At 43.4% G+C, this 24,502-nt stretch carries 16 protein-coding genes, 1 tRNA gene and 5 pseudogenes; 7 read left to right on the top strand and 15 right to left on the bottom strand.

The features are described from left to right. The first annotated feature begins 222 nt into the window (after nt 1-222). Nucleotides 223-852 carry a hypothetical protein gene (locus P7F88_RS22160; protein WP_277828346.1) on the top strand — a complete coding sequence of 210 codons (630 nt, stop codon included), beginning with the start codon at nt 223-225 and terminating at the stop codon, nt 850-852. Nucleotides 853-986: 134 nt separating this feature from the next. Further along, a complete protein-coding gene (asd, locus tag P7F88_RS22155) occupies nt 987-2,099 on the top strand; it encodes an aspartate-semialdehyde dehydrogenase (RefSeq protein ID WP_277829252.1) in 1,113 nt (370 codons plus the stop codon). 121 nt (nt 2,100-2,220) lie between these two features. Here the strand turns inward: asd and P7F88_RS22150 are convergent, their stop codons facing one another. Next, a complete protein-coding gene (locus P7F88_RS22150; protein ID WP_277828344.1) occupies nt 2,221-3,063 on the bottom strand; it encodes an ion transporter in 843 nt (280 codons plus the stop codon). A 561-nt stretch (nt 3,064-3,624) separates the two neighbouring features. Here P7F88_RS22150 and adhE point away from each other — a divergent pair. After that, nucleotides 3,625-6,296: pseudogene (adhE, locus tag P7F88_RS22145) on the top strand (bifunctional acetaldehyde-CoA/alcohol dehydrogenase). Between the two features lie 119 nt (nt 6,297-6,415). Here adhE and P7F88_RS22140 read toward each other — a convergent pair. The 4 genes and pseudogenes from P7F88_RS22140 to znuC all read right to left on the bottom strand — a co-directional run bounded on the left by P7F88_RS22140 (nt 6,416) and on the right by znuC (nt 9,480). After that, nucleotides 6,416-7,096: an SDR family oxidoreductase gene (locus tag P7F88_RS22140; protein WP_277828342.1), complete on the bottom strand. Its 681-nt coding sequence runs from the start codon at nt 7,094-7,096 to the stop codon at nt 6,416-6,418. Between the two features lie 245 nt (nt 7,097-7,341). Beyond that, nucleotides 7,342-7,844, bottom strand: a pseudogene (locus tag P7F88_RS22135) (VC2046/SO_2500 family protein). 73 nt (nt 7,845-7,917) lie between these two features. Further along, nucleotides 7,918-8,702: pseudogene (znuB, locus tag P7F88_RS22130) on the bottom strand (zinc ABC transporter permease subunit ZnuB). Then, a complete protein-coding gene (znuC, locus tag P7F88_RS22125) occupies nt 8,695-9,480 on the bottom strand; it encodes a zinc ABC transporter ATP-binding protein ZnuC (RefSeq protein ID WP_277828336.1) in 786 nt (261 codons plus the stop codon). The pseudogene znuB and the gene znuC overlap by 8 nt, the downstream one beginning before the upstream one ends. Nucleotides 9,481-9,555: 75 nt before the next feature. On the opposite strand from znuC, the gene P7F88_RS22120 reads away from it, so the two are divergent. Both P7F88_RS22120 and P7F88_RS26540 read left to right on the top strand, forming a co-directional pair. Next, nucleotides 9,556-10,440: a zinc ABC transporter substrate-binding protein gene (locus tag P7F88_RS22120; protein ID WP_277828334.1), complete on the top strand. Its 885-nt coding sequence runs from the start codon at nt 9,556-9,558 to the stop codon at nt 10,438-10,440. Nucleotides 10,441-10,682: 242 nt separating this feature from the next. Then, entirely contained in the window at nt 10,683-11,318 is a 636-nt protein-coding gene (locus tag P7F88_RS26540; protein WP_422128409.1) for an AraC family transcriptional regulator, read from the top strand. Nucleotides 11,319-11,832: 514 nt separating this feature from the next. Here the strand turns inward: P7F88_RS26540 and argS are convergent. After that, nucleotides 11,833-13,566, bottom strand: a complete 1,734-nt coding sequence (gene argS, locus P7F88_RS22110) for an arginine--tRNA ligase (RefSeq protein ID WP_277828332.1) — start codon at nt 13,564-13,566, stop codon at nt 11,833-11,835. A gap of 213 nt (nt 13,567-13,779) precedes the next feature. Between argS and P7F88_RS22105 the strand changes: the two genes are divergently transcribed. Next, on the top strand, nt 13,780-14,373 hold the full coding sequence (locus tag P7F88_RS22105; RefSeq protein ID WP_277828330.1) for a VOC family protein: 594 nt from the start codon (nt 13,780-13,782) through the stop codon (nt 14,371-14,373). Nucleotides 14,374-14,551: 178 nt separating this feature from the next. Here P7F88_RS22105 and gloA read toward each other — a convergent pair whose 3' ends face one another. From gloA to P7F88_RS22060, 9 genes and pseudogenes are all read right to left on the bottom strand, one after another. Beyond that, nucleotides 14,552-14,968 carry a lactoylglutathione lyase gene (gene gloA / locus P7F88_RS22100; protein ID WP_277828328.1) on the bottom strand — a complete coding sequence of 139 codons (417 nt, stop codon included), beginning with the start codon at nt 14,966-14,968 and terminating at the stop codon, nt 14,552-14,554. 14 nt (nt 14,969-14,982) lie between these two features. After that, nucleotides 14,983-15,621 carry an endonuclease III gene (gene nth / locus P7F88_RS22095; protein ID WP_277828325.1) on the bottom strand — a complete coding sequence of 213 codons (639 nt, stop codon included), beginning with the start codon at nt 15,619-15,621 and terminating at the stop codon, nt 14,983-14,985. Between the two features lie 39 nt (nt 15,622-15,660). Then, the gene (locus tag P7F88_RS22090) at nt 15,661-16,353 is read right to left on the bottom strand and encodes an electron transport complex subunit E (protein WP_277828323.1); all 693 of its coding nucleotides are present in this window, start codon (nt 16,351-16,353) and stop codon (nt 15,661-15,663) included. Continuing rightward, nucleotides 16,346-16,981 carry an electron transport complex subunit RsxG gene (rsxG, locus tag P7F88_RS22085; RefSeq protein ID WP_277828322.1) on the bottom strand — a complete coding sequence of 212 codons (636 nt, stop codon included), beginning with the start codon at nt 16,979-16,981 and terminating at the stop codon, nt 16,346-16,348. Before rsxG ends, P7F88_RS22090 begins: the two co-directional genes overlap by 8 nt. 9 nt (nt 16,982-16,990) lie before the next feature. After that, a complete protein-coding gene (rsxD, locus tag P7F88_RS22080; protein WP_277828320.1) occupies nt 16,991-18,037 on the bottom strand; it encodes an electron transport complex subunit RsxD in 1,047 nt (348 codons plus the stop codon). After that, a pseudogene (gene rsxC, locus P7F88_RS22075) lies at nt 18,037-20,402 on the bottom strand (electron transport complex subunit RsxC). Before rsxC ends, rsxD begins: the two are co-directional and overlap by 1 nt. Before the next feature lie 8 nt (nt 20,403-20,410). Further along, nucleotides 20,411-20,988 (bottom strand): annotated as a pseudogene (gene rsxB, locus P7F88_RS22070) (electron transport complex subunit RsxB). Next, nucleotides 20,988-21,569: an electron transport complex subunit RsxA gene (gene rsxA, locus P7F88_RS22065; protein WP_277828318.1), complete on the bottom strand. Its 582-nt coding sequence runs from the start codon at nt 21,567-21,569 to the stop codon at nt 20,988-20,990. Before rsxA ends, rsxB begins: the two are co-directional and overlap by 1 nt. Nucleotides 21,570-21,866: 297 nt before the next feature. Continuing rightward, nucleotides 21,867-21,941 (bottom strand) — tRNA-Asn (locus P7F88_RS22060). A gap of 511 nt (nt 21,942-22,452) precedes the next feature. Between P7F88_RS22060 and uvrB the strand changes: the two genes are divergently transcribed. Continuing rightward, nucleotides 22,453-24,483 carry an excinuclease ABC subunit UvrB gene (gene uvrB / locus P7F88_RS22055; protein ID WP_277828316.1) on the top strand — a complete coding sequence of 677 codons (2,031 nt, stop codon included), beginning with the start codon at nt 22,453-22,455 and terminating at the stop codon, nt 24,481-24,483. The last annotated feature ends 19 nt before the right edge of the window (nt 24,484-24,502 follow it).

Raw genomic sequence — 24,502 nt, 5'->3', positions numbered from 1 at the left:
GTTTAAACATTTACGACTTAGATTAAAGAAGGTGAATATTTCACCTTCTTTTCGTTTCTCATTCAAAAAACACCAAACACGAACAGTCATCTAACATTCACTCTCTTTCTCTCAGTATCCTCTGAATATCTTAACTGGACGATCTATTGAGGTGTCTTTGTGGACCTAGTTCTAAAACCTAAGCAAATTTTAAAATTTTTCCTGCTTATCATAGGGTTACTCGTGGTGGCAAACATTTTCGGTGTTATCGCAAAACACTTTTTTAGTTTCCCTCATGTCAAGAGTTTTGTTCGTTTGGTTGATGTTGATACCGAAATGAGCATCCCTAGTTTTTACTCTTCGTGCGCTATGTTAGTTGCCGCTCTAGGGCTCTATTTTATTGGGTACATGCACTGTAAAAGAGGAGAAAAGTTTATTGCCTGGTTCGGGCTGGCGTCGATTTTTATCTACATGGCCATTGATGAAACCACAGCATTTCATGAGATGTTTGTACCTTCCGTAAGGCAATCCTTGGGTACTTCAGGAATATTTTATTTTGCGTGGGTTATCCCATATAGCGCTTTAGTACTGGTGTTTGGGGTAATTTACTTGAGATTTTACATGAGCTTACCTTGTGAAAGTAAAAAGTTGTTTGGTATAGCCGCGGCTACTTTTCTTACAGGTGCGCTAGGCTTCGAGATGATAGGCGGAGCGATTGCGTCCTCATCTGGCGAAAGCACCTTGTTGTACGCTGTGTGCTATACCATCGAAGAAACCTTGGAGATGCTTGGGATAGCAGCATTAATATATGCAATCTGTTCTTACATCGTAGCGACATTCCCAACAATCAGCTTATCGTTAGATAGTGACTGAACAGTAAACTACTGAAAACAGGCGTTTCAGCTAAAAAAATTATTTTTTAGCTGAAAAAAGCTTGTTTTCTTATCGGTAATTTATTAAAGATGGGGATACATTACTTATAAATTTACATGGAGCGAAGAAGTATGATGAGAGTAGGATTAGTTGGTTGGCGTGGTATGGTTGGTTCTGTACTGATGCAGCGTATGGTTGAAGAAAAAGATTTCGATCATATCGAACCAGTTTTTTATAGTACTTCTCAAGTGGGTATACCTGCTCCCAACCTTGGAAAAGATGCTGGCATGTTGCAGGACGCTTTTGATATCGAAAGCCTAAAGCAACTTGATGCTGTTATCACATGCCAGGGTGGTGGCTACACAGAGAAAGTTTTCCCAGCACTACGTCAGGCTGGTTGGAAGGGCTATTGGATTGATGCCGCTTCAACTTTACGTATGAAAGATGACGCCATTATCACTCTTGATCCGGTAAACCTTGCTCAGATTCAGCAAGGCATTCACTCGGGCACTAACACTTTTGTTGGCGGTAACTGCACGGTAAGTCTGATGCTTATGGGGCTTGGTGGTCTGTATGAAAAAGGCCTAATCGAGTGGATGAGTGCGATGACTTATCAGGCGGCTTCTGGTGCCGGTGCTAAGAACATGCGCGAGCTAATCTCTCAGATGGGTGTGATCCGAGACTCTGTTGCTGATGAGTTGGCTGATCCAGCAAGCTCTATTCTTGATATCGATAGGAAAGTGGCAGAAACAATGCGTTCTGGCGATTTCCCGACAGATCAATTTGGAGTCCCTCTTGCTGGCTCTTTGATTCCGTGGATCGATGTTAAACGCGAAAACGGACAGAGCAAAGAAGAATGGAAAGGCACTGTTGAGACTAACAAGATTCTTGGTCTTTCTGATAATCCTGTACCAATCGATGGTACTTGTGTTCGTATTGGTGCAATGCGCTGCCACTCTCAGGCGCTGACTATCAAGCTTAAGCAAGATGTGCCAATGGATGAGATCGAAGATATTATCGCTTCTCACAACGAGTGGGTTAAAGTGATTCCAAATGATCGCGACATCACATCTCAGGAACTAAGTCCGACTAAAGTAACAGGCACTCTTTCTGTTCCTGTCGGCCGCCTGCGTAAGATGGCTATGGGTAACGACTTCTTGAATGCATTTACTGTTGGCGACCAGCTACTATGGGGTGCTGCGGAACCACTACGTCGTACACTGCGTATTATTCTTAATGAGAAGTAAATAAGGCTACAGGACGGACTTCGTCCTACTGGCAGTAGGTAAAAAGCGTGAGGATTTAATTCTTGCGCTTTTTTTAGACTTCCGTAACCCGTAACCCGTAACCCGTAACCCGTAACCCCGTTCAATCCTCCACCGGCACCACTCTTTTATCTGGCTCTGCTAACTCACTACCACAGTGTTTGCAATGCATAGCATCTGACTCATGACCCGCTTTCATGCAGTTTGGACATTTCACCAGACTTTTATGTGAGTTCATCTCCTGGTTTAGCTCTGCAGTGATTATCCCTGTTGGAACAGCAAGAATTGAATAACCTAATAACATCGTCAATGCAGCGATTCCTTTTCCCAAAGCGGTTTGAGGAACCACATCGCCGTAGCCAACAGTAGTTATGGTTACAATTGCCCAATAAATACTCTGGGGAATACTGGTAAATCCATTCTCCGGTCCTTCCACCACATACACAATTGAGCCAAAAATCGTTACCAAAATGGCCACTGTGCTAAAGAAGATAAATATCTTACGGCGTGCCAGCAGCATAGAGCGCAACAAAATGTTTGAATCCTGAAGATAGCGAACCAGCTTTAGAATTCTGAAAATCCTCAATACGCGTAGTAAACGTATCACCCCCATATAGGTTGCAGACGGGAAGAACAGAGTTAAATAGGTTGGCAAAATTGATAAAAAATCGACAATTCCGTAAAAACTACGCGCATAAGCTTTGGGCTGTGGGGAACACCACAGCCTAACCAGGTACTCAATAGTAAATAGCCCGGTGAAGGTATATTCGATGTAGAGAAATGTGGACGACCAGCGATTACTGATGGAGGATATTGAGTCTAGTAACAGAACGACCAAAGAAGCCAATATGGCGATGATAAGTAAAATATCGAAAGCCTTGCCTGCTTTTGTATGGGTGCCAAAAATGATGACATATAACTGGTGTTTTAAAGGCCCGCTTGCCATTTTATCAAGTCCTGATTGAAGGTGTTACGAGGCATTATAACGGCAAATCAACACATCGGAATGGTATTCGATGACCTAACTTTTGGGTAAAAAGAGTGCGCTATTACCCAAAAGTGTTATCTGCAACACGCTTTTTCAAAAAACACATTTTGAGATCTGGTGATCTTAGTCACAATGACTATACTGCTTGTGGCACGAGAAAGTGGTGTTATTTGTATTAAATTTGTATAAACATGAAAGTTTTTTACACGATCTGTTGTAAATTGAATTAATAATAATCTCAATAAGTGCTTTTTGTTTGTAGTTTTGATGTCAGTAAAAACGCTTTAAATACAGCTGGTTGGCTATGTACCTGGTGCGTAACTAACCCAAAGGGATTAAATAAATTTTCATAACTGATCTGCGTCAATTTTTTTCATTGCGTGAAATATTATACTCAGTCCTGAAAACAATTTACTAAGTTTGTAGGGTTCTTTCATTTTTTATCAAAAGGTTATGAACTCAGTGACCTTACTAAATAGTTTTTAATTTTTAATTTTTTAATATTTATGGAGATTCATTATGCCTGTAACTAATATGGCTGAACTTGATGCTCTAGTAGCTCGCGTTAAAGCGGCTCAAGCAGAATTTGCTACATACTCTCAGGAGCAAGTAGACAAAATTTTCCGTGCAGCATCTCTTGCAGCTAACCAAGCTCGTATTCCTCTTGCAATGCAAGCGGTTGAAGAGTCTGGCATGGGTATTGTTGAAGATAAGGTAATCAAAAACCACTTCGCATCAGAATTCATCTACAACAAGTACAAAGATGAGCAAACTTGTGGCGTACTTGAAGAAGACGAAAACCTAGGCACAATCACTATCGCAGAACCTGTAGGTATCATCTGTGGTATCGTACCAACAACTAACCCTACTTCTACTGCGATCTTTAAGTCTCTTATCTCTTAAAGACTCGTAACGGTATCATCTTCTCACCACACCCACGTGCTAAGAACTCTACTAACGACGCAGCTAAACTAGTTCTTGATGCAGCAGTAGCAGCTGGTGCTCCAAAAGACATCATCGGTTGGATCGACCAACCTTCAGTTGAGCTTTCAAATGGCCTAATGAAGCACGATGACATCGCTCTTATCCTTGCAACTGGTGGCCCAGGCATGGTTAAAGCTGCATACTCTTCTGGTAAGCCAGCAATCGGTGTAGGTGCAGGTAACGTTCCTGTAGTTATCGATGAAACAGCTGACGTTAAGCGCGCTGTAGCATCTGTTCTTATGTCTAAGACTTTCGATAACGGTGTAGTTTGTGCTTCTGAGCAGGCTGTAATCGTACACAAAGACGTATACGAAGAAGTTAAAGAGCGTTTCGCTTCTCACAAAGCTCACGTTCTTTCTAAAGCTGAAGCGAAAAAAGTTCGCGACATCATTCTTATTGAAGGCGCACTTAACGCTAAGATCGTTGGCCAGCCAGCTCCAGCAATCGCTGAAATGGCAGGCGTTAAAGTTCCAGCTGATACTAAAGTACTAGTTGGTGAAGGTCTGGGTAAAGTTGCTTACGATGACGCATTCGCTCACGAGAAACTATCTCCACTTCTAGGTATGTTTAAAGCTGACGATTTCGAAGATGCAGTTGCTCAGGCAGTAACTATGGTTGAAATCGGTGGTATCGGTCACACATCTGGTCTTTACACTAACCAGGACACTAACGCAGACCGCATCAAGTACTTCGGTGACAAGATGAAGACTGCTCGTATCCTAATCAACATCCCTACTACTCACGGTGGTATCGGTGACCTGTACAACTTCAACGTTGCACCATCTCTGACTCTAGGTTGTGGTTCTTGGGGTGGTAACTCTATCTCTGAGAACGTTGGTCCTAAGCACCTAATCAACAAGAAAACTGTAGCTAAGCGAGCTGAAAACATGTTGTGGCACAAACTACCTAAGTCTATCTACTTCCGTCGTGGTAGCCTTCCAATCGCTCTTGGCGACCTAGAAGGTAAGAAACGCGCATTCCTTGTAACTGACCGTTTCCTATTCAACAACGGTTACGCTGACGATGTAGTTAGCCTGCTTAAAGCACAAGGCATGGAAGTTCAGGTATTCTTCGACGTAGAAGCAGATCCAACTCTATCTGTTGTACGTAAAGGTGCTGAAATGATGCAGAGCTACCAGCCAGATGTAATCCTTGCTCTAGGTGGTGGTTCACCTATGGATGCTGCTAAGATCATGTGGGTAATGTACGAGCACCCAGAAACAGCGTTCGAAGAACTAGCGATGCGATTCATGGATATCCGTAAGCGTATCTTCAAGTTCCCTAAAATGGGTCAGAAAGCTGAGCTTGTATGTATCACAACTACTTCAGGTACTGGTTCAGAAGTTACGCCATTCGCTGTTGTTACAGACGACGAAACTGGTGCTAAGTACCCACTAGCTGACTACGAGCTAACTCCTCAGATGGCTATCGTTGATGCTAACCTAGTAATGAACATGCCTAAGTCTCTAACAGCGTTCGGTGGTTACGATGCAGTAACTCACGCACTAGAAGCTTACGTTTCAGTTCTTGCTAACGAATACTCTGACGGTCAGGCTCTACAAGCTCTTAAGATGCTTAAAGAATACCTACCTTCAAGCTATGCAAACGGTGCTAACGACCCAATCGCTCGTGAAAAAGTACACAACGCAGCAACTATCGCTGGTGTAGCATTTGCGAACGCATTCCTGGGTGTGTGTCACTCAATGGCTCACAAGATTGGTAACGCGTTCCACTTACCTCACGGTCTTGCTAACGCACTACTTATCTCTAACGTTGTACGTTACAACGCGAACGATAACCCAACTAAGCAAACTGCGTTCTCTCAGTACGACCGCCCACAAGCACGTCGTCGTTACGCTGAAGTTGCTGACCACCTAGGCCTATCTCAGGCTGGTGACCGTACTGCTCAGAAGATTGAACGTCTTCTAGGTTGGTTGGACGAGCTTAAGACTAACCTGGACATTCCTAAGTCTATCCAGGAAGCGGGTGTAGCAGAAGCTGACTTCCTAGCACAGGTTGACGAGCTATCTGTAGAAGCGTTCGATGACCAGTGTACTGGTGCGAACCCTCGTTACCCTCTAATCTCTGAGCTTAAGGAAGTTCTGATTGCTTCTTACTTCGGTAAGCCGTACGTTGAAGGTGAAACTTTCGAAGGTACTACAGTAATCAAGAAAAAAGCTGACCAGAAGTCAGCAGAGAAGAAGTAATTCGAACTCAATAGAGTAAGAATGAAGTTATGAGATTTTTTCGCTAGCACGAACATCTCATAAATTAAAAGCCCTATCATCGCGATAGGGCTTTTTGACATTTTAGGGAAGTAAAAAGGTTAAACTTCTGCAGAGACGATTCGGCCGTTGAAGTAATCGTTGGAAACGATGTACTCGGTATTGCGGATTAACTCGTCATTGAGAATTGACCAATGGAACGATTCGTCATTCGCTGAATGAGAGAAAGATGGTACAACACCGCCGACACGAATATTGAACTGGTTTAGCTCCTTAGCCCAACTCTTTGTCATTCCTGACACGATCGATGATGCGTTATCAATCCCCAGCAGTTCTTTACTATCGGACAATGATAGGATATTCACTATAACCCCATTTTTTGCACGATCTCTCATCTGAGCGGAACAGGCTTGTCCATAGTTAAACAGCGAAGAAGCAAACGTTGCGTATTTTTTTGAGAAATCTTGCCCACTCACATCGCTAGTGAGTGCAGGAAATGGATTACTTGGCCAATAGTTGATAAGGATGTCGATCCCGTTTGCGAAGCTATCAGATATGAAAGTAAGCAATTCCTTCACACTGTGTTCGGAATGGTCAGGCAGCAGAAAATCGTGAATATTATCTGACATCATTTTACAGCGGGTAGTGACCTCTTCGAGCTTACTTGCGTCTGTATCGGACAAAACAATATGTGCGCCCAACTGGGCGAAATGACCAGCAAGTACACCTCCTAACGGTGAACCTGCTGATGTAATAAGAACGACAGAGTTTTTAATATCCATATACAGTACCAAGTCTGAAGACGACTAACCGAGCTAAAAAGAGCCTGAATTAACGGTCAAATAGAACATAATATTTTTCTTTATGTTCAATATAGGTACTGATCTGCTATTTAAGTTGTGAATAACATCATGAAAGAGCAATTGTAGGGTCGACTAAAGTGGTAGAGTTAGGGCTGCTTCACATTTGGTTGGTGGAATAAGAAACATATTCGCACAAATTATGGATGCTGGTAGGGTTAAGCGAGTCAAACTTGTGCCTGGATCTGGTAGGTTCTGTTTGCGACAACCAGTTTATTGTACAAATCGTTAGAATCCATTAAGGAGACAGTCTCTTTTGCTGCCAGTTTTTGCTCTCGGAGAGACAGGTTACGATAAACATCTTCACCAAGCCCTTCTGTGTATTCTGCTATGTAGGCTAATGCATCTGGACGTAGCCCGTTTTGCAGCTTGGCACTAGAGATTCCCGCGGAATGAAATGGCGGGATACAGCTGCACCACTTAAATAGGTTTCACTATCTGAGTTTAGAGGAGCTGTAGGGTTAACGCCTAATCGAATTCGTATATCATTTTCTGATTCTGAGGTTGTATCTAAGGATTGAAGTGGCTCGATTTCTCGTGCATCACCAGATAACATAGCCAAAAGCAAAGCAAAATCTGCTCTGTTCCCAAATTCAACAGCCTGGTTTATATGGCTGCCAAACTTGAGCTCGTTAACCTGTAAGTTGGCTGTACTTTCCTGAACTTGCATCACTAAAAAATCCGGTGGAGATAACTATGTATCGTCGCACCGGCCTGTTTCTTTAGCTTATTTTTCCGAGTTATTAGATTTTTTGCGGCTTAATCTGACTCAGGATAAAAATCCAGCGGCACTGATTACAACGGATGGCCCGGCTGGAGTGTCGAACTCCCAAGAGAGAGCGATACCACATAACACAGACATCGCACCTATTGCTGAGGCTATCGCGACCATTTGTTCTGGTGTGTTTGCAAAACGCCTCGCGGTGGCAGGAGGAATTATTAACAACGATGTAATGATTAATGCGCCAACAAACTTCATTCCTACCGCGATAACGACTCCGACCAATAGCATAAGTATCAGTCTAATCAGATCGACATTGATACCTTCTACTGCGGCTAGTTCTTCGTTAACGCTTGAGGATAGCAGTGGTATCCATAGCAGATACAGAATTGTCGAAACAACAAGGACACCCACGTAAATAAAATAGAGATCTTCTGGAGTAACAGCCAGCAAATCCCCAAAGAGATAACTCATCAAATCGATGCGCACGTTGTCCAGTAAGCTAATTGCCACCATACCTAGTGAAAGCGAGCTATGCGCTAAAATCCCAAGTAGGGTATCTGTTCCGACAACAGATTTCTTTTGTAATGCTACGAGAATCACCGCTATTGCCAGGCAACACACTACGAGAGCAACATATAAGTTCACGTCGAGTAGAAAGCCCAGAGAGATGCCAAGCAGTGATGCGTGTGCAAGCGTGTCACCAAAATAGGCCATTTTTCGCCACACCACAAAAGAACCAAGCGGACCAGATATAATCGCAATGCCCAAGCCAGCAAAAATAGCAGGAAGTAAAAACTCAATCATGATGGTGATGTCCGTGATCATGGTGGGAGCAAGACTCTAGGTCACCATCAACAGGGTTTCCCGACAAATCGTGATGGTGTTCGTGCCCGTGACGATAGAAAGCAAGGGAGCGATTAGCTATTGCACCGAACAATGATGTGTAGGATGGGTGTGAAGTAACATGTTCAGGTGTACCAGAACAGCAGATATGATGATGGATACAAACTACTTTGTCTGTTTTTGCCATGACAAGATGTAAATCATGCGAAACCATCAAGATTGCGCAATTAAATCTGTGTCTTATAGAATCAATCAAGTTGTATAGGTCTATCTGTCCCTGAACATCGACTCCCTGAGCAGGCTCGTCTAGAACCAGAAGAGAAGGGCGTCTTAATAAGGCTCTTGCAATGAGAACTCTTTGACTTTCTCCACCTGACAGCGAGTGCATGTTGGATTTTAAAAGATGTTCAGCGCCAACAAGTTTCAGAGAATCAACACGCTCCTGTTCACTAAACTTTCCTGCAAGCTTCAGGAATCTATCGACATTTAAGGGTAGTGACTCATTTAAAGTCAGCTTCTGAGGGACATAACCAATTGAAAGGCTATGAGTTTTCTCGACACTACCGGAATAGCTTTTGTTAAGCCCCAGCAGAACTTTTATTAAGGTGGATTTACCCGCACCATTGGGCCCTATAAGCGTGGTAATTTCGCCCTGATGGAGCTCAAGGCTTATCGCATCCAGTACCTTACGGTCACCAAAGGTAACATTGATATCAGTCATTCTGACTAACGCAGTCATGAATAAATCTCATTTACAAACACAAGCGTTATAATATAACATTCATGCGCTTTTGATACTACCTGGAGTTTTACGTTGAAAAGATTAACTAAACTGATGTTGGCACTTATGCTTGTCCCTGCTTTTGCTCATGCAAATCCAATCAATGTAACCGTGAGTGTTAAGCCTATTCAGCTTATTGTGAAAGAGATTACACAAGATACTACAAATTTGGATCTATTAGTTTCTACTAATGCTTCTCCCCATGATTATGCGCTGAAGCCTTCAGACATCAAAAAAATCAAAGGTTCAGATCTGGTTATCTGGTTCGGACCCGAGCTAGAACCATTTTTGGAGAAAGTACTACAGAATAATCAAAGTGCATTACCGCTTAGCTCAGATAAAAGATTAGTTTTGAGAGAGTTTGGTAGCGACCATGTGGATGATGGACATAACCACGGAACACACGATCCTCACGTTTGGCTAGGGCCAGATCAGGCAAAACAGATAGCCAGAATCGTCACCGATAAATTGTCTGAACTTGATACTAAGAATCAGGGAACATATGAGAAAAATTACAAGAAATTTGTAACCAATCTTGATCAAGTGTTGGAAGATATTTCAAATAAACTTGAGCCTGTTAAAAACAAAGGCTATTACGTTTTCCATGATGCTTACGGTTACTTTGAAGAATATTTCTCCCTGAACCATTTAGGGAAGTTTACGGTATCTCCGGAGAGGAAACCGGGTGCTAAGACATTGATAAAAATTAAAACAACGCTTCGTAGTGGTGATGTTCAGTGTGTGTTCTCTGAGCCACAGTTTAAGCCTACAGTGATTGCGTCTGTGACGCGAGGTAGTGATGTAAATGTGGGCCAACTCGATCCACTGGCAACGGATATTGTGGTTAAAAAATCCAGCTACTTTACTTTTCTGAATCAGCTGTCAGATAGTTTTTATGAATGTTTATCTGCTGAATAATAAGTAAGCTTAAGAAGAAAGAAGCATTTTATTCTTCTATTATATGGAGTTGAGCCGATGTATTCGCGCTCAACTATATGATTGATATAAATTTACTTTACGTTACTTTTTCACTCTTTGAACTTGTTGTTTATTGTCATACTCTTTGCTCGGATGATTACATTAGGGCTACCTGCCCTAATGCAGGCTCTTCTTTTTTAGTCCGGGGTTGCAAGTTGCGTAGGAACTGGTTGATCATATCGTTGGCAATTCTTATTGGTTTGATCTATGTGTTTTTTGCCATGACTCATCCCAGTAAAAACGCAGTGTTGCTTGTTTCCGCTACCCTGGTTGTCCTTTGCTTTTCTTTGTCTGCTTTTTATGTGAGTAGAACACTTAAACTGTATAAAGAGCTTGAGGAACAGTTAAAAGCTAAGGACTTGCAACTGTTACAGCAAACAGAACGCTTATCTAACTACGTAGGTTCGCCTCATCATTCACGCTATCCTGTGGATGACGAAAAAGAAAGTTCTGCTGATGATATTGATGCCTGGTTAAATAAGGTACTTGATCTTGTCGGTACTCGTTATCAGGATCCAGAGTTTGGCACATCTAGCGCATCAAAATGTCTGTTTTTATCCGAAAGAACTCTCCAGCGAAAGTTCAAGAATTTAACTAACCAAACTTTCACTGAGTATCTTACAGAGGTGCGTCTTAAAAGCTCATGCCCGCTATTAAAGCGAGGTGAGAAAGTGAGTGATGTGGCGCTTAACTCTGGATTTAACGATCCTTCCTATTTCAGCCAAAAATTTAAAAACCGCTTTGGCATTTCTCCTTCAAAATACGCTTTAACAAGCGATTCTAAATCAGAGTTAGATCCCTTAGAACATAGTGCCTGAGTTGGTGTTCTGCTTCTCTGATAACAAAATCTTGAAAAAGTAATAAACCATTCAGCTGAAGGTGGCCGCAGGCGTCCGCTTTTCCTTTGACAACTAAAAAGGTGAGAAAACAGACACGTTTGGTTAATGGGGATGTAGCAAAAAAAACGTGGTATAGCCGGGGGACCATACCACGGGTGTCAATGACACCTTCGCTTGCTGCCGGAGTGACATAGCTTAAGGCCATGCCACTTCTGGAATTCGGTATGAAAGGATGTTCTTTCGTATGCCGTTTACTATATGCGTATCGGTTTGGCTTCTCTATAAGATATGCGCCAACCCTGCATGACAAACACGACACGTCGCGCATTGTGCAATAGATGCACATAGCTAAATGGTTTGACGCATTTAATGTTTGTGTTTTTGACGATTTTGACTGAGGGAAAGGTTATGGATACGGAAGTAGACATGATTCACTTTAGTAGTGATGAAAAAAAGCATCCACGAAGGATGCTTTTTTAAACTTTAGCTGCAATTACATGCGCTCAAGAGTATCAATGCCTAGTAGAGACAGACCTTGCTTGATGGTTTTCGCCGTTAGCGCCGCTAGTTTCAGGCGGCTTTGCTTCACTGATTCTTCTTCAGCAACCAGAATAGGGCATGCTTCGTAGAAGCTTGAGAACTGGCCTGCAAGTTCAAACAGGTAGCCACACATGATATGAGGTTGGCCTTCGCGTGCAACCGCTTGTACTGCTTCTTCAAATTGCAACAACTTAGCGATAAGTGCTTTTTCTTTCTCATCGGTAATCTGTATATCACCTGTAAGCTCATCCATTGAGATGCCCGCTTTTGCGAATACAGACGCAACACGAGTATAAGCATATTGCATATATGGCGCAGTGTTACCTTCAAACGCCAGCATGTTATCCCAATCGAAGATGTAGTCGGTTGTACGGTGTTTAGATAGGTCTGCGTATTTTACAGCAGCCATCGCAACAGTATTTGCGATGTTCTTTTTCTCTTCTGAATCTAGTTCCGGGTTTTTGCTTTCAATCAGTTTCTGTGCACGGTCTTCAGCCTCATCAAGTAGATCTGCAAGACGAACAGTACCGCCAGCACGAGTTTTAAACGGACGACCATCTTTGCCAAGCATCATTCCAAATGCGTGGTGTTCCAGAGTTACTTCTTCAGGTACATAGCCAGCTTTGCGTACGATTGTCCACGCTTGCATTAGGTGTTGGTGCTGACGCGAATCGATAAAGTAAAGTACTCGGTCTGCGCCTATTGTTTCATAACGGTACTTTGCACAAGCTATATCTGTAGTTGTGTACAGGAAGCCACCATCACGCTTCTGGATGATAACGCCCATTGGCTCACCGTCTTTGTTTTTGTACTCATCTAGGAATACAACCTGAGCGCCATCGTCTTCCTGTGCCAGACCTTTCTCTTTCAGATCCGCTACGATACCTGGCAGCATGTCGTTATACATGCTTTCGCCCATCACGTCGTCACGAGTTAGAGATACATTCAGACGGTCGTAGTTACGCTGGTTTTGAATCATTGTGATATCAACCAGTTTCTTCCACATTTCAGCGCAGTATTCATCTCCGCCTTGTAGTTTCACTACGTAGTTACGAGCACGCTCTGCGAAAACTTCGTCTTCGTCATATAGCTTTTTAGACTCGCGGTAGAAAGCTTCCAGATCAGAAAGCTCCATTGATACTTCACCAGACTCTTGCTGAACACGCTCAAGGTTAGCGATTAACATCCCGAACTGAGTACCCCAGTCACCGATATGGTTTGCGCGGACAACTTTGTGACCCAAGAACTCAAGTGTGCGAACGACTGCATCACCAATGATGGTTGAGCGAAGGTGACCAACATGCATTTCTTTCGCTACGTTTGGTGCTGAATAGTCAGCAACGATGGTTTTAGTTTCTTCTTTAGCCACACCAAGGCGCTCGTCGGCAAGTGAAGCTTCAGCTGCTTTTGCCAGAAACTCTTCACTCAGGAAAATGTTGATAAAGCCTGGGCCTGCAATTTCGGTTTTGCTTGCGATCCCTTCTAAATCCAGAACATCCAGTACTTTTTGTGCAAATTCTCGGGGATTAGTACCTAGCTTTTTCGCTACTCCCATAACACCATTAGCCTGGTAGTCACCAAACTGTGGCTTTGCAGATTGACGAACAGCAGCAGGGCTTCCTGCTGGTGCGCCTGCGGCTTCGAGAGCCTGAGATACTTTGTCATTAATAAGCGCTTGGATATTCACTCGTTTTTCCTTCAATTTCTGGAAATGTATAGCTATGCAATAAAGTGGCTCTTAAATAAGGCCTTATGCACGCCTACTGTAATTTTGTTCATAAAAATGGGGCTAATAATATCAAGTTACGAAAGCTACTAACAGATGATATAAAGTAATTTTTCCACTTTTTTCGGCGTTATTGGTACTATCTGCTTCAAATGCTTTCGGTGGACAAAAATAATGTGTGATTTACTTTCTGAAAAACGTTTGAACCCAAAACAAATGCTATCGGATTTAATGAGTTTTAGCATGAGGATAGAAGGGCTTGCTCGTGATGTTGGAATTGATATCGAAGGGCTTGTCCCTGACCATATCGCCTTAAGAATCAATGATCAGAGCGTCGCAGAGCTAGCCCATAAGGAGTGGCTGAATTTCGGCGATGAAATATCGAATGCTGTAATCAACGGCCGACCAATTATTGTTATTGAACTTGCGGATAAACCCCTGTTCCTGGGGCAGACAATTGAGTGTCTGGAACTTCCGTATCCCGCTCCGGGGAAATCTTATCCTCAGGAGGGGTGGGAGCATGTTGAGCTTGTAGTACCTTCGGGTGCCGAAAGTGCGTCAGATTTTCTCGAAGAGTTGAAGCAGACATTTCCGAAAATGGCTGAGCGTTGGGATACCTATACTCGAGCAGGAATTAAGACAAAATTGTCGAGTCCAAAAGGGGAAGGGGAGCGTTTACCTAATCCTACCGTTGCATTTAAGAAGGACGGTATTTGCATAAAGCTTCACCCGTGGTCATTGAAGCAGATTGTAGAATCAGAGAAGTAATATAAATAAAAAGGCTACAAACTGTAGGCTTGAATAAACGCGTGATTCCCGCACTAGCCATGCGCCTTGGCGGGAATCTAGACAAATCAAAATCTTAGATCCCTGCCTTCGCAGGGATGACGAACTTTGTCAATAAACTCAGGCTACAGCTGCAGCTTTTTTACCTCGAAATACTCGCTTAGCCTTCAAGACCTGCAGATGCAGACTTATTCTGGATCAGCTCAATCATGTAACCATCTGGGTCTTTAACGAAGGCAATCTCAGTTGTGCCACCTTTTACCGGTCCCGGCTCACGAGTCACAATACCACCTGCTGCTTTGATTGCATCACAAGTTGCATAGATATCATCAAACCCAAGCGCGACATGGCCAAATGCATTACCCAGGTCGTATTCAGATGTACCCCAGTTATAGGTCAGTTCGATAACCGCACCATCAGATTCATCACCAAAACCAACAAACGCAAGAGTGTATTCGTACTGTTTGTTTTCATTGGTTCTTAGCAAGTTCATACCCATTACTTTGGTATAAAACTCGATAGATTTTTCCAAATTTCCCACGCGCAGCATGGTATGTAATACACGACCCTTAGACATATTTGATTCTCCCTTTAACTCTCTGGATAGACTTTATCTTTAAATTCACATAAATCTTCAATAATGCAGCTACCACAACGCGGCTTTCTTGCTACACAGGTATAGCGCCCGTGAAGAATAAGCCAGTGATGCACATCTAACTTGAACTCTTTAGGAACAACTTTCAGTAGTTTTTGTTCTACATCGTCGACCGTTTTACCCATGGCAAACTTAGTTCTATTTGATACCCGGTAGATGTGGGTATCTGCTATGGTTGGCCAACCAAATGCCGTGTTTAGAACAACATTCGCTGTTTTTCTGCCAACACCCGGTAATGCTTCAAGCGCTTCCCTGTTTTCAGGAACTTCTCCACCATGCTTATCAATAAGTATTTGGCAGGTTTTTATTACATTTTCAGCTTTAGAGTTAAATAGGCCAATCGTCTTGATGTACTCCTTTACCCCGTCGACACCAAGTTCCAGTATGCTCTTTGGTGTGTTTGCAACTGGATAAAGTTTGTCTGTCGCTTTGTTAACGCTAATGTCTGTTGCCTGGGCTGACAACAAAACTGCGATCAACAACTCGAATGGTGTATCCCAGTTTAGTTCAGTCTCTGGGTTCGGGTTGTTTTCCCTGAGCCGCTGGAGTATCTCAACTCTTTTTGTATTGTTCATTAAAGACTGCGTCCTGCATTTATACTGAGTATATTTTATTTAATTTGTAACTCGGGCTCGCTCAATAGCTGGCTTTTCTTCTTTTGGCTTACGCGACGCCATTTTGGAATCGATGATGTTTTTTAAAGCAATCAAGAAACCGACACCGATAAATGCTCCTGGCGGTAGTAGTGCCAATAAAAAGTTATTAGTGACTTCGAATACTTCAACTCTTAATACTGAAGCCCATTCACCCAACAGTAAATCTGCGCCATCAAACAGTGTGCCGTTACCTAAAATCTCACGCATCGCTCCAAGAGTAACCAGCACAGAAGTCATACCTAACCCCATCCAAAGGCCATCAAGAACAGCAGGTAGAGGTTCATTACTTGCCGCATAAGCTTCTGCACGGCCTAAAATAATACAGTTGGTCACGATAAGGGGAACGAAGATACCAAGCGATAAGTACAAGCCATATGCGTAGGCGTTCATCAGTAATTGAACGCACGTTACTAGTGCGGCAATGATCATTACGAAAACCGGAAGGCGAATTTCCTTTGGTACGTAATCCCGGACAAGAGACACTGTCAGGTTTGAAAACACCAGCACAAGGGTTGATGCTATGCCAAGTCCCATCGCATTTGTTACTGTAGAAGATACCGCCAGCAAAGGACACAGCCCTAGTAGCTGAACCAGAGCGGGGTTGTTTTTCCACAACCCATTAATAATTAGTTCTTTTTGTTCACTAGTCATTGCTCTCTCCACAGTCCAGTGGTTGACTAAAGATCCCGGTTTGGTTGGCTTTATAATAGTTGACGGTTTGTTTTACTGCTTTTACAACAGCCCTGGGGGTAATGGTAGCACCCGTGAACTGATCGAAGGAACCACCGTCTTTTTTCACCTGCCAGTCTTGTTGGTTGTCATCAGTAACTGTTTTACCGTTGAAACCAAATATCCAGTCAGTGATTCGGGTGTCGATCTTATCCCCAAGCCCTGGAGTTTCGTTATGTGTTAATACTCGCGAACCCGTAATAATACCGTTTACATCCATGCCAACAAGAAGCTTTATCGAGCCGTTATAGCCATCAGGCGCAATCGCCTCAATAGCTATGCCACTAGGCTCGCTATTAAGCGTTGCAATATAGGCAGGCATAGGCTCATTTGACCCGAGTAATTCAGACTTCACCAAAGTACACGCTTTATACAACTCATTATCATGCAGAGATGTTGGGATTACCTCGTTAAGTTGCGCCTTTAGCTGATTCCGCTCTTGCTCTGCTATCTTGTCTGCGGTGAGATAATTCGTCACAGCGACCAGACCAGTACAGGCACATGCAAACATTGCTAACGTAGCACCGTTATTTTTCATTGCGGTTAACATAAACTACCCTCAGTGCCCATAAGTTCTTGGTTTTGTGTAATGGTCGATCAAAGGAACCGCCATGTTTGCGATAAGCACTGAAAATGCGACGCCATCCGGGAATCCACCCCAACTTCTGATGATATAGACTAATACACCAATCAGAGCACCAAAAATGATTCGCCCCCTTACTGTCGTTGCTGCAGTCACCGGATCGGTTGCTATAAAAAACGCACCTAGCATTGTTGCTCCGGAAAACAGATGGAACAACGGTGACGCAGATACATCTGGTAGCACGATATAAAATACAGTGCTGATGATTAGCAATCCGCCAAGCACGCCAGCAGGTATGTACCACTGGATAATTTTGTTTTTGATCAGCAGTAGACCACCCAAAAGATAAGCCAGGTTTACTACGTTCCAGCCCAGTCCACCGATAAAGCCAAATTGTGCTCCGGATGAAACTTCACTTGGTGATATTCCCTGGCTAACCCCTGTTTTAAATGCATCAAGCGGAGTGGCCATGGTAATACCGTCGATACTGGTTCGAACTTGTTGCAGCGAGAATCCATCATCATCAAAACCTGTAAAAATCAGCTTCCATGCATCATAGAGGCCGCTATCACCCGGGCTTATAGACTCTGGTGACATCCAACTAGTCATCTGTACCGGAAAAGAGATAAGTAGCACAACATACGCGATCATGGCCGGGTTAAATGGATTTTGCCCCAATCCACCATACAGATGTTTTGCTATCACGATAGCGAAAAACAAGCCGATAACCATAATCCACCATGGGGAAAGGGGTGGAATAGCAACAGCTAAGAGAAGTGCGGTAACAAATACACTGACATCATTCAGCGCGGTCATGGGATTACGCTTGCGAAGTAGCATAACGCAACCCTCCATTAGAGCTGCTACAACAACTGCCAGTAGGATCTGTATTAAAGTACCCCAGCCAAAGTAGTAAGTCTGTGCTGCAATGCCTGGTATCGCTGCCAGAATTACCCACTTCATCAGATCCACAGTGCTTTTTCTATTATGAGCATGTGGAGAACTGGCGATAAAAAATGCCACTAGTTATTCTCCTCGTTCGCTTGCTTGTTTTGTTCTGCTGCTAGTTTTTTAGCTTTCGCTCTTGCAATAGCAGCAGCTACAGCTGCTTTTTTCTTGTCTACAGGGGACTCTGTACTTTCAGTTACTTCTGTTACAACAGTTTCCGGTTGTTCTGCCTGCTCTTGTTGTTTAGCTTGTTTTTTTGCCTTAGCTCGTGCGATAGCCGCAGCAACGGCGGCTTTCTTCTTGTCTACAGGAGATTCAGTAGGTTCTTCAGTATCTACTTTTTCAGCTTCAACTTGCTCATTAGATTGAGCCTGTTTTCTCGCTTTAGCCCTCGCGATAGCAGCGGCAATGGCGGCTTTCTTCTTGTCTACAGGAGTTTCAGAAGGTTCTTCAGTGTCTGCTTTTTCAGCTTCTACTTGTTCGTTACTTTTAGCCTGTTTTTTGGCTTTAGCCACTCGCGATAGCGGCGGCAACGGCGGCTTTTTTCTTGTCTGCAGGAGTTTCTGTAGTTTCTTCAGTATCTACTTTTTCAGTTCCAACTTGTTCGTTGTTTTGAGCCTGTTTTTTGGCTTTAGCCCTAGCAATAGCAGCTGCAACCGCATCTTTCTTATTGGCGGTTTCACTGCTTTCACTTGCGCTGGAGTCAGCTTCCGATAACGCTTTTTCAGCTTTACGTTCTCTGGCCTGACGTTTCCTCTCTTCTCGCAACCTGGCCATTTCAGAGTTGTCTGGTTCCGATGATCCCCCTGATTTAGCGGCAGCTTGTTTCGCCTTAGCTCTTGCAATAGCAGCTGCTACTGCTGGCTTAGGTGAATCTTTTTCAGGTTCAAGAGACGCTTGTTGTGCTTTTACGCGGGCGATAGCGGCAGCGACAGCATCGCCATCGCCTGACTTCTGCATGTTTTTACGTCGGTCGTCTGCAGCTTTCTTAAACTTGTTTTCTCTTTCTGCTTTGTCGCGCTCCAGACGAGCTTTCTTCTCTTCGAATCGTTGTTTTGCTCTTTCTGCTGCTTCTGCTTCTTCTTTTGCTGAGCGAATTTCAGCTTTTGCTTGTCGGTAATACTGAACCAGAGGAATTTCACTAGGGCACACGTAGGCACATGCGCCACACTCGATACAGTCAGAGATATTCAGCTCTTCACACTTGTCGTAATCTTTATCTTTTGAGTACCACAACATTTGTTGAGGAAGTAGAGAGGCCGGGCAAACTTCCGCACACTGTCCGCAGCGGATGCATGCCATTTCATTTCGCTGTGCCGGGATCTCTTTACGGGTCGGAGCTAAGATACAGTTGGAAATCTTAGTAATCGGGACCTCATCCGTCGGCAGAGTAAAGCCCATCATTGGACCACCGAGAATTAAGCGAGGATGTCTCTTTTCCGCATGGTAATCGAACTGTTTCAGTAGTGCTTTAACGGGTGTGCCGATTCGAGCCCAGACATTACGTGGTTGCCTGAACGCATTACCGGTTAGTGTCACAACACGCTCGATCAGTGGTTCATGGTTTATAACTGCTCTTTTTATCGCATAGAGAGAACCAACGTTTTGTACGAGTACGCCAACATCAGCAGGGATTCCACCTTTTGGCACTTCTCGGTTGGTCAAAATCTTGATTAGTTGTTTTTCGCCACCAGAAGGGTATTTGGTTGGTATAGCGCGAATAACCAGATTGTTTTGATTGATAGACGCTTCCTTAAGTGCCTTTAATGCTTCAGGTTTATTCTCCTCAATACCAATAACGACCAGCTTTGGTGTCAGGATACTTTCAACGACTTGAATACCCTGAATCAGCTCTTGTGCATGCTCTCGCATCAGCATATCGTCGGCTGTGATATAAGGTTCACACTCCGCGGCATTAACGATAAGGATTTTCTGTTTTTGCAAGTCCAGATTGTATCTTCCTTGCTGTAGGGAAGCCCGCGCCTCCCATTCCTGCTATCCCAGCATGGCGGATGATCTCAATGACTTCGTCGCTGGATAGATCGCTAAGCGTTCGCTCGTCTGCGTTTGCAATGGAGTCGTCCCAACGATCTTCACCATCCGATTGCAGAACGATGCTTACTTCTTTTAAACCAGAAGGGTGGGCTGTAACCCGAGGTTCAATCGCTGTAATAGTACCAGATGTCGGTGCGTGTAAAGGCAACATAAAACTAGCTGTGAAACGAGTTAGTTCCTGGCCTTTTTGAACTTTGTCACCGACCTTGACGGTTAAATCACCAGGGCGTCCGATATGTTGCTTTACCGGTAAGATTAGCTCTGTAGGTACATCTGCACGAGCAATACTATTAACGGTGGATTGGCGTTTGTTTTCTGGTGGATGAACACCGCCATGAAAATCCCAAAGTGAGCCGTGACGAATTTGTTGAATAAGTGTCGACATATTTCTTCCTATTCTCCGTCTTTACTATTTTGGCTATCGGTTACGTTCACGACAGGGATCATGTCCAGTTTCCACTTCCAGTTATCGATGGTGGTTTCCACCTCAATCATTTCAATACAATCTGTTGGACAAGGCGCGACGCATAGATCACATCCGGTACACTCATTTTTAATAACGGTATGCAGTGCCTTGGTTCCACCTACGATGGCATCAACCGGACAAGCCTGAATGCATTTAGTGCAGCCGATGCACATATCTTCGTGGATAAAAGCGACTTTTTTGACAGGCTCTTCAGCTTGATCAGATAAGTCGGGCTCAACACCCATAAGATCAGCAATCTTTTCAATGGCGGCCTGACCCCCGGAGTACACTTGGTGATGCTGTCACCGTTGGCGATGGCTTCTGCATAAGGACGGCAACCAGGGTAACCACATTGACCGCACTGGGTTTGGGGTAAAATTTCATCGATTTTGTCTACTATAGGGTCTGCTTCTACTTTGAATCGAATAGAAGCAAAACCTAATAGTCCACCAAAAAAGGCTGCTAATGCGACGATAGCAAGGATAGCGATTAGAATTGTACTCATTACAGTTTCACCAACCCTGTAAAGCCCATAAATGCTAATGACATTAATCCGGCGGTAATCATGGCAATAGATGCACCTCTAAAAGGCGTAGGCACATCGGCAGCAGCGATACGTTCACGAAGCGATGCGAAAAGAATCAGTACTAGTGAAAAACCAACTGCTGCGCCAAATCCATAGATAATAGATTCAACAAAGTTATGATTCTCATTGATATTAAGTAGAGCTACACCAAGCACGGCACAGTTAGTTGTAATCAACGGGATAAAAATACCAAGCAGGCGGTAAAGTGTCGGGCTGGTTTTATGAACCACCATCTCTGTAAACTGCACCACGACAGCGATTACGAGAATAAAACTCATGGTCCTCAAGTAGCCTATTCCCAAAGGCTGCAAGATGTATGTTTCTACCAGGTAAGCACAAACAGATGCCAGTGTAAGAACAAAAGTGGTAGCCAGGCTCATGCCTATAGCGGTTTCTAGTTTTTTAGAAACCCCCATAAATGGGCACAAACCAAGAAATTTAACGAGTACAAAGTTGTTAACCAGCACAGTGCCAACTAACAACAACAAATATTCGGTCATGATGATGTATGTTCGGGAATTTTGATCCCTCTATTATCGGGTTTTGAATCGCTAATAACAACCGAGGTTTAGCAGGGTTTTTAATTATTTGCGGGAAATTTACCCTTTAGGATAGTGTTTTATGATCGTGGATAACAGGTAGATGAGAATTAATATTGTTTAAAGAGTGTTTACTCAATTTAAATGAATCTAAATTAAAAACCATCAGAAATGAGAACCGGAACCACCAAAGATGAGAATTCGGTAGCCTATCGATACGAAAAAGCCGCAACAAATGCTGCGGCTTTTTCTGGAATTTGGCTCCCCTGCGGGACTCGAACCTGCGACATACGGATTAACAGTCCGCCGTTCTACCAACTGAACTAAGGGGGAATAGAGTAGGTGCGCATCTTAGCGATCTGAGTTATGCCTGTCAACGATCTTGAAGCAAGAAATTCCAAAAAAAGTACGAAAAAAGGATTGATATTTTTGGAGGCCACAGCAGAAAAAGGCTTGTGGTACTTATCCACGAATTTTGTGGATAAGTGTGTTAATGCTTTATTGATAAAGTTTTGATTGTAACAATTTAGAGTTATAGTACTAAAATAATCAATTGTAAGTATTTGTAAAGTAAAGATTAATCTTTGGTTGAATGAGTGTTTTAGGTGTGTGGTTAACTTATCATTGTCATCAAAACTAAGCCTATTTGCACCAAACTGGGGAAAACTAGTGGATGAATTAATTAGAAAGAACTGATGAATTTCAACTGAAGGACAAAAACTCTAACAGAAGTAAAAAACTAAATCCAACATTTGATTTATTTAGGTATATACTCTTGTAATTATCTGTATAGATACCCAGTAATATGGTGTTACGCTCAACAACGGAAGACTGCGATTAAATTATGAGTAAAGAGTACGAATTAGTTTCTGATTATCAGCCATCCGGCGACCAGCCTGCTGCGATTGACCAACTTCTTGATGGTTTAGACTCTGGGTTAGCTCACCAGACCTTACTTGGGGTAACTGGCTCTGGTAAAACATTCTCCCTTGCCAATGTTATCGCTAAGGCCAAACGCCCGGCTATATTGCTAGCGCCGAATAAAACGTTGGCAGCTCAGTTATATGGAGAGATGAAAGCCTTTTTCCCGAATAACGCTGTTGAGTATTTTGTCTCTTACTATGATTACTACCAGCCAGAAGCTTATGTACCTACTACTGACACATTCATCGAAAAGGATGCTTCTGTAAATGCGCATATTGAGCAGATGCGTCTTTCTGCTACTAAAGCGCTTATTGAACGCAAAGATGCGATCATTGTAGCCTCTGTTTCTGCAATCTATGGCTTGGGCGACCCGGACTCTTACCTGAAAATGATGCTTCATGTAACGCGGGGTGATTTCATCAATCAACGAGACATTCTTCGTCGTTTAGCAGAGTTGCAGTACAGCAGAAACGATATCACCTTTGAGCGTGGCCAGTTTCGTGTTCGGGGTGAGGTTATTGATATCTTCCCGGCTGAATCCGATCAGGATGCGGTTCGTATAGAAATGTTCGATGATGAAGTGGAATGTATAAGTTTGTTTGACCCACTAACAGGCGCGGTGTCTCAGCGCGATCTTCCCCGCTACACGGTTTACCCTAAAACACACTATGTAACGCCACGCGAACGAATTCTGGAGGCGGTTGAGAATATCAAAGACGAACTTAGGGACAGACAAACGTACTTAAAGGACAACAATAAGCTGCTGGAAGAGCAGCGTATTTCTCAACGTACCCAGTTTGATATCGAGATGATGAACGAGTTGGGCTTTTGTTCCGGGATAGAGAACTACTCTCGTTATTTAAGTGGACGTGCTGAGGGTGAGCCGCCACCGACACTGTTTGATTACCTTCCGCATGATGGCTTGCTGATCATTGATGAGTCACACGTAACGGTGCCTCAAATAGGAGCTATGTACAAAGGGGATAGGTCAAGAAAAGAGACGCTGGTTGAGTTTGGATTCAGACTGCCTTCTGCTCTGGATAACCGACCTTTGAAGTTTGAAGAGTTTGAAGCGCTTGCGCCACAAACTATCTTTGTATCGGCTACACCAGGTAACTATGAGCTAGAGAAATCAGATGGTGAAGTGGTCGATCAAGTCGTTAGGCCGACAGGGTTACTTGATCCTGAATTGGAAGTGCGCCCAGTAGCTACTCAGGTTGACGACCTATTGTCTGAGATTCGTATTCGGGCAGCGAAAGACGAACGAGTATTGGTAACCACGCTGACTAAGCGTATGGCGGAAGACCTTACTGAGTATCTTCATGAGCACGATGTAAAAGTCCGTTATCTGCATTCTGATATCGATACAGTGGAGCGAGTTGAGATTATTCGAGATTTGAGGCTGGGTGAGTTCGATGTGTTAGTGGGTATTAACTTACTCCGAGAAGGACTGGATATGCCAGAGGTGTCACTGGTAGCTATCCTTGATGCAGATAAAGAAGGTTTCTTACGTTCGGAGCGTTCATTAATTCAGACTATCGGCCGGGCTGCGCGAAATCTACAGGGAAAAGCTATACTTTATGCTGATTCTATTACCGGTTCGATGAAGCGGGCGATGGATGAAACAAACCGTAGGCGAGAAAAACAGAAAGCCCATAATGAAAAACTTGGCATTGAACCTCAGGCGCTTAAGCGGAATATCAAAGACATCATGGAAATTGGTGATATTGCCAAATCCCGTAAGCAACGTACCAGTAAAGCTGTTCCTCTGTCCAAAGTGGCTGAATCATCTAACAGTTACGATGTGCTTTCTCCACAGCAGTTAGAAAAAGAGATAATGAAGCTTGAAAGTGAGATGTACCAGCACGCTCAAAACCTTGAGTTTGAGCTCGCGGCTGAAAAGCGTGACAGGATAGAAAACTTAAAAAATCAGTTTATCCAGAATAGTTAAAGGTTAACTATTAACAACT

The organism is Vibrio hannami (assembly GCF_029589055.1).
GTDB classification, from domain to species: domain Bacteria; phylum Pseudomonadota; class Gammaproteobacteria; order Enterobacterales; family Vibrionaceae; genus Vibrio; species Vibrio hannami.
The sequence above is the reverse complement of the archived record's forward strand: the minus strand, read 5'-3'. Positions and strand labels throughout refer to the sequence as shown.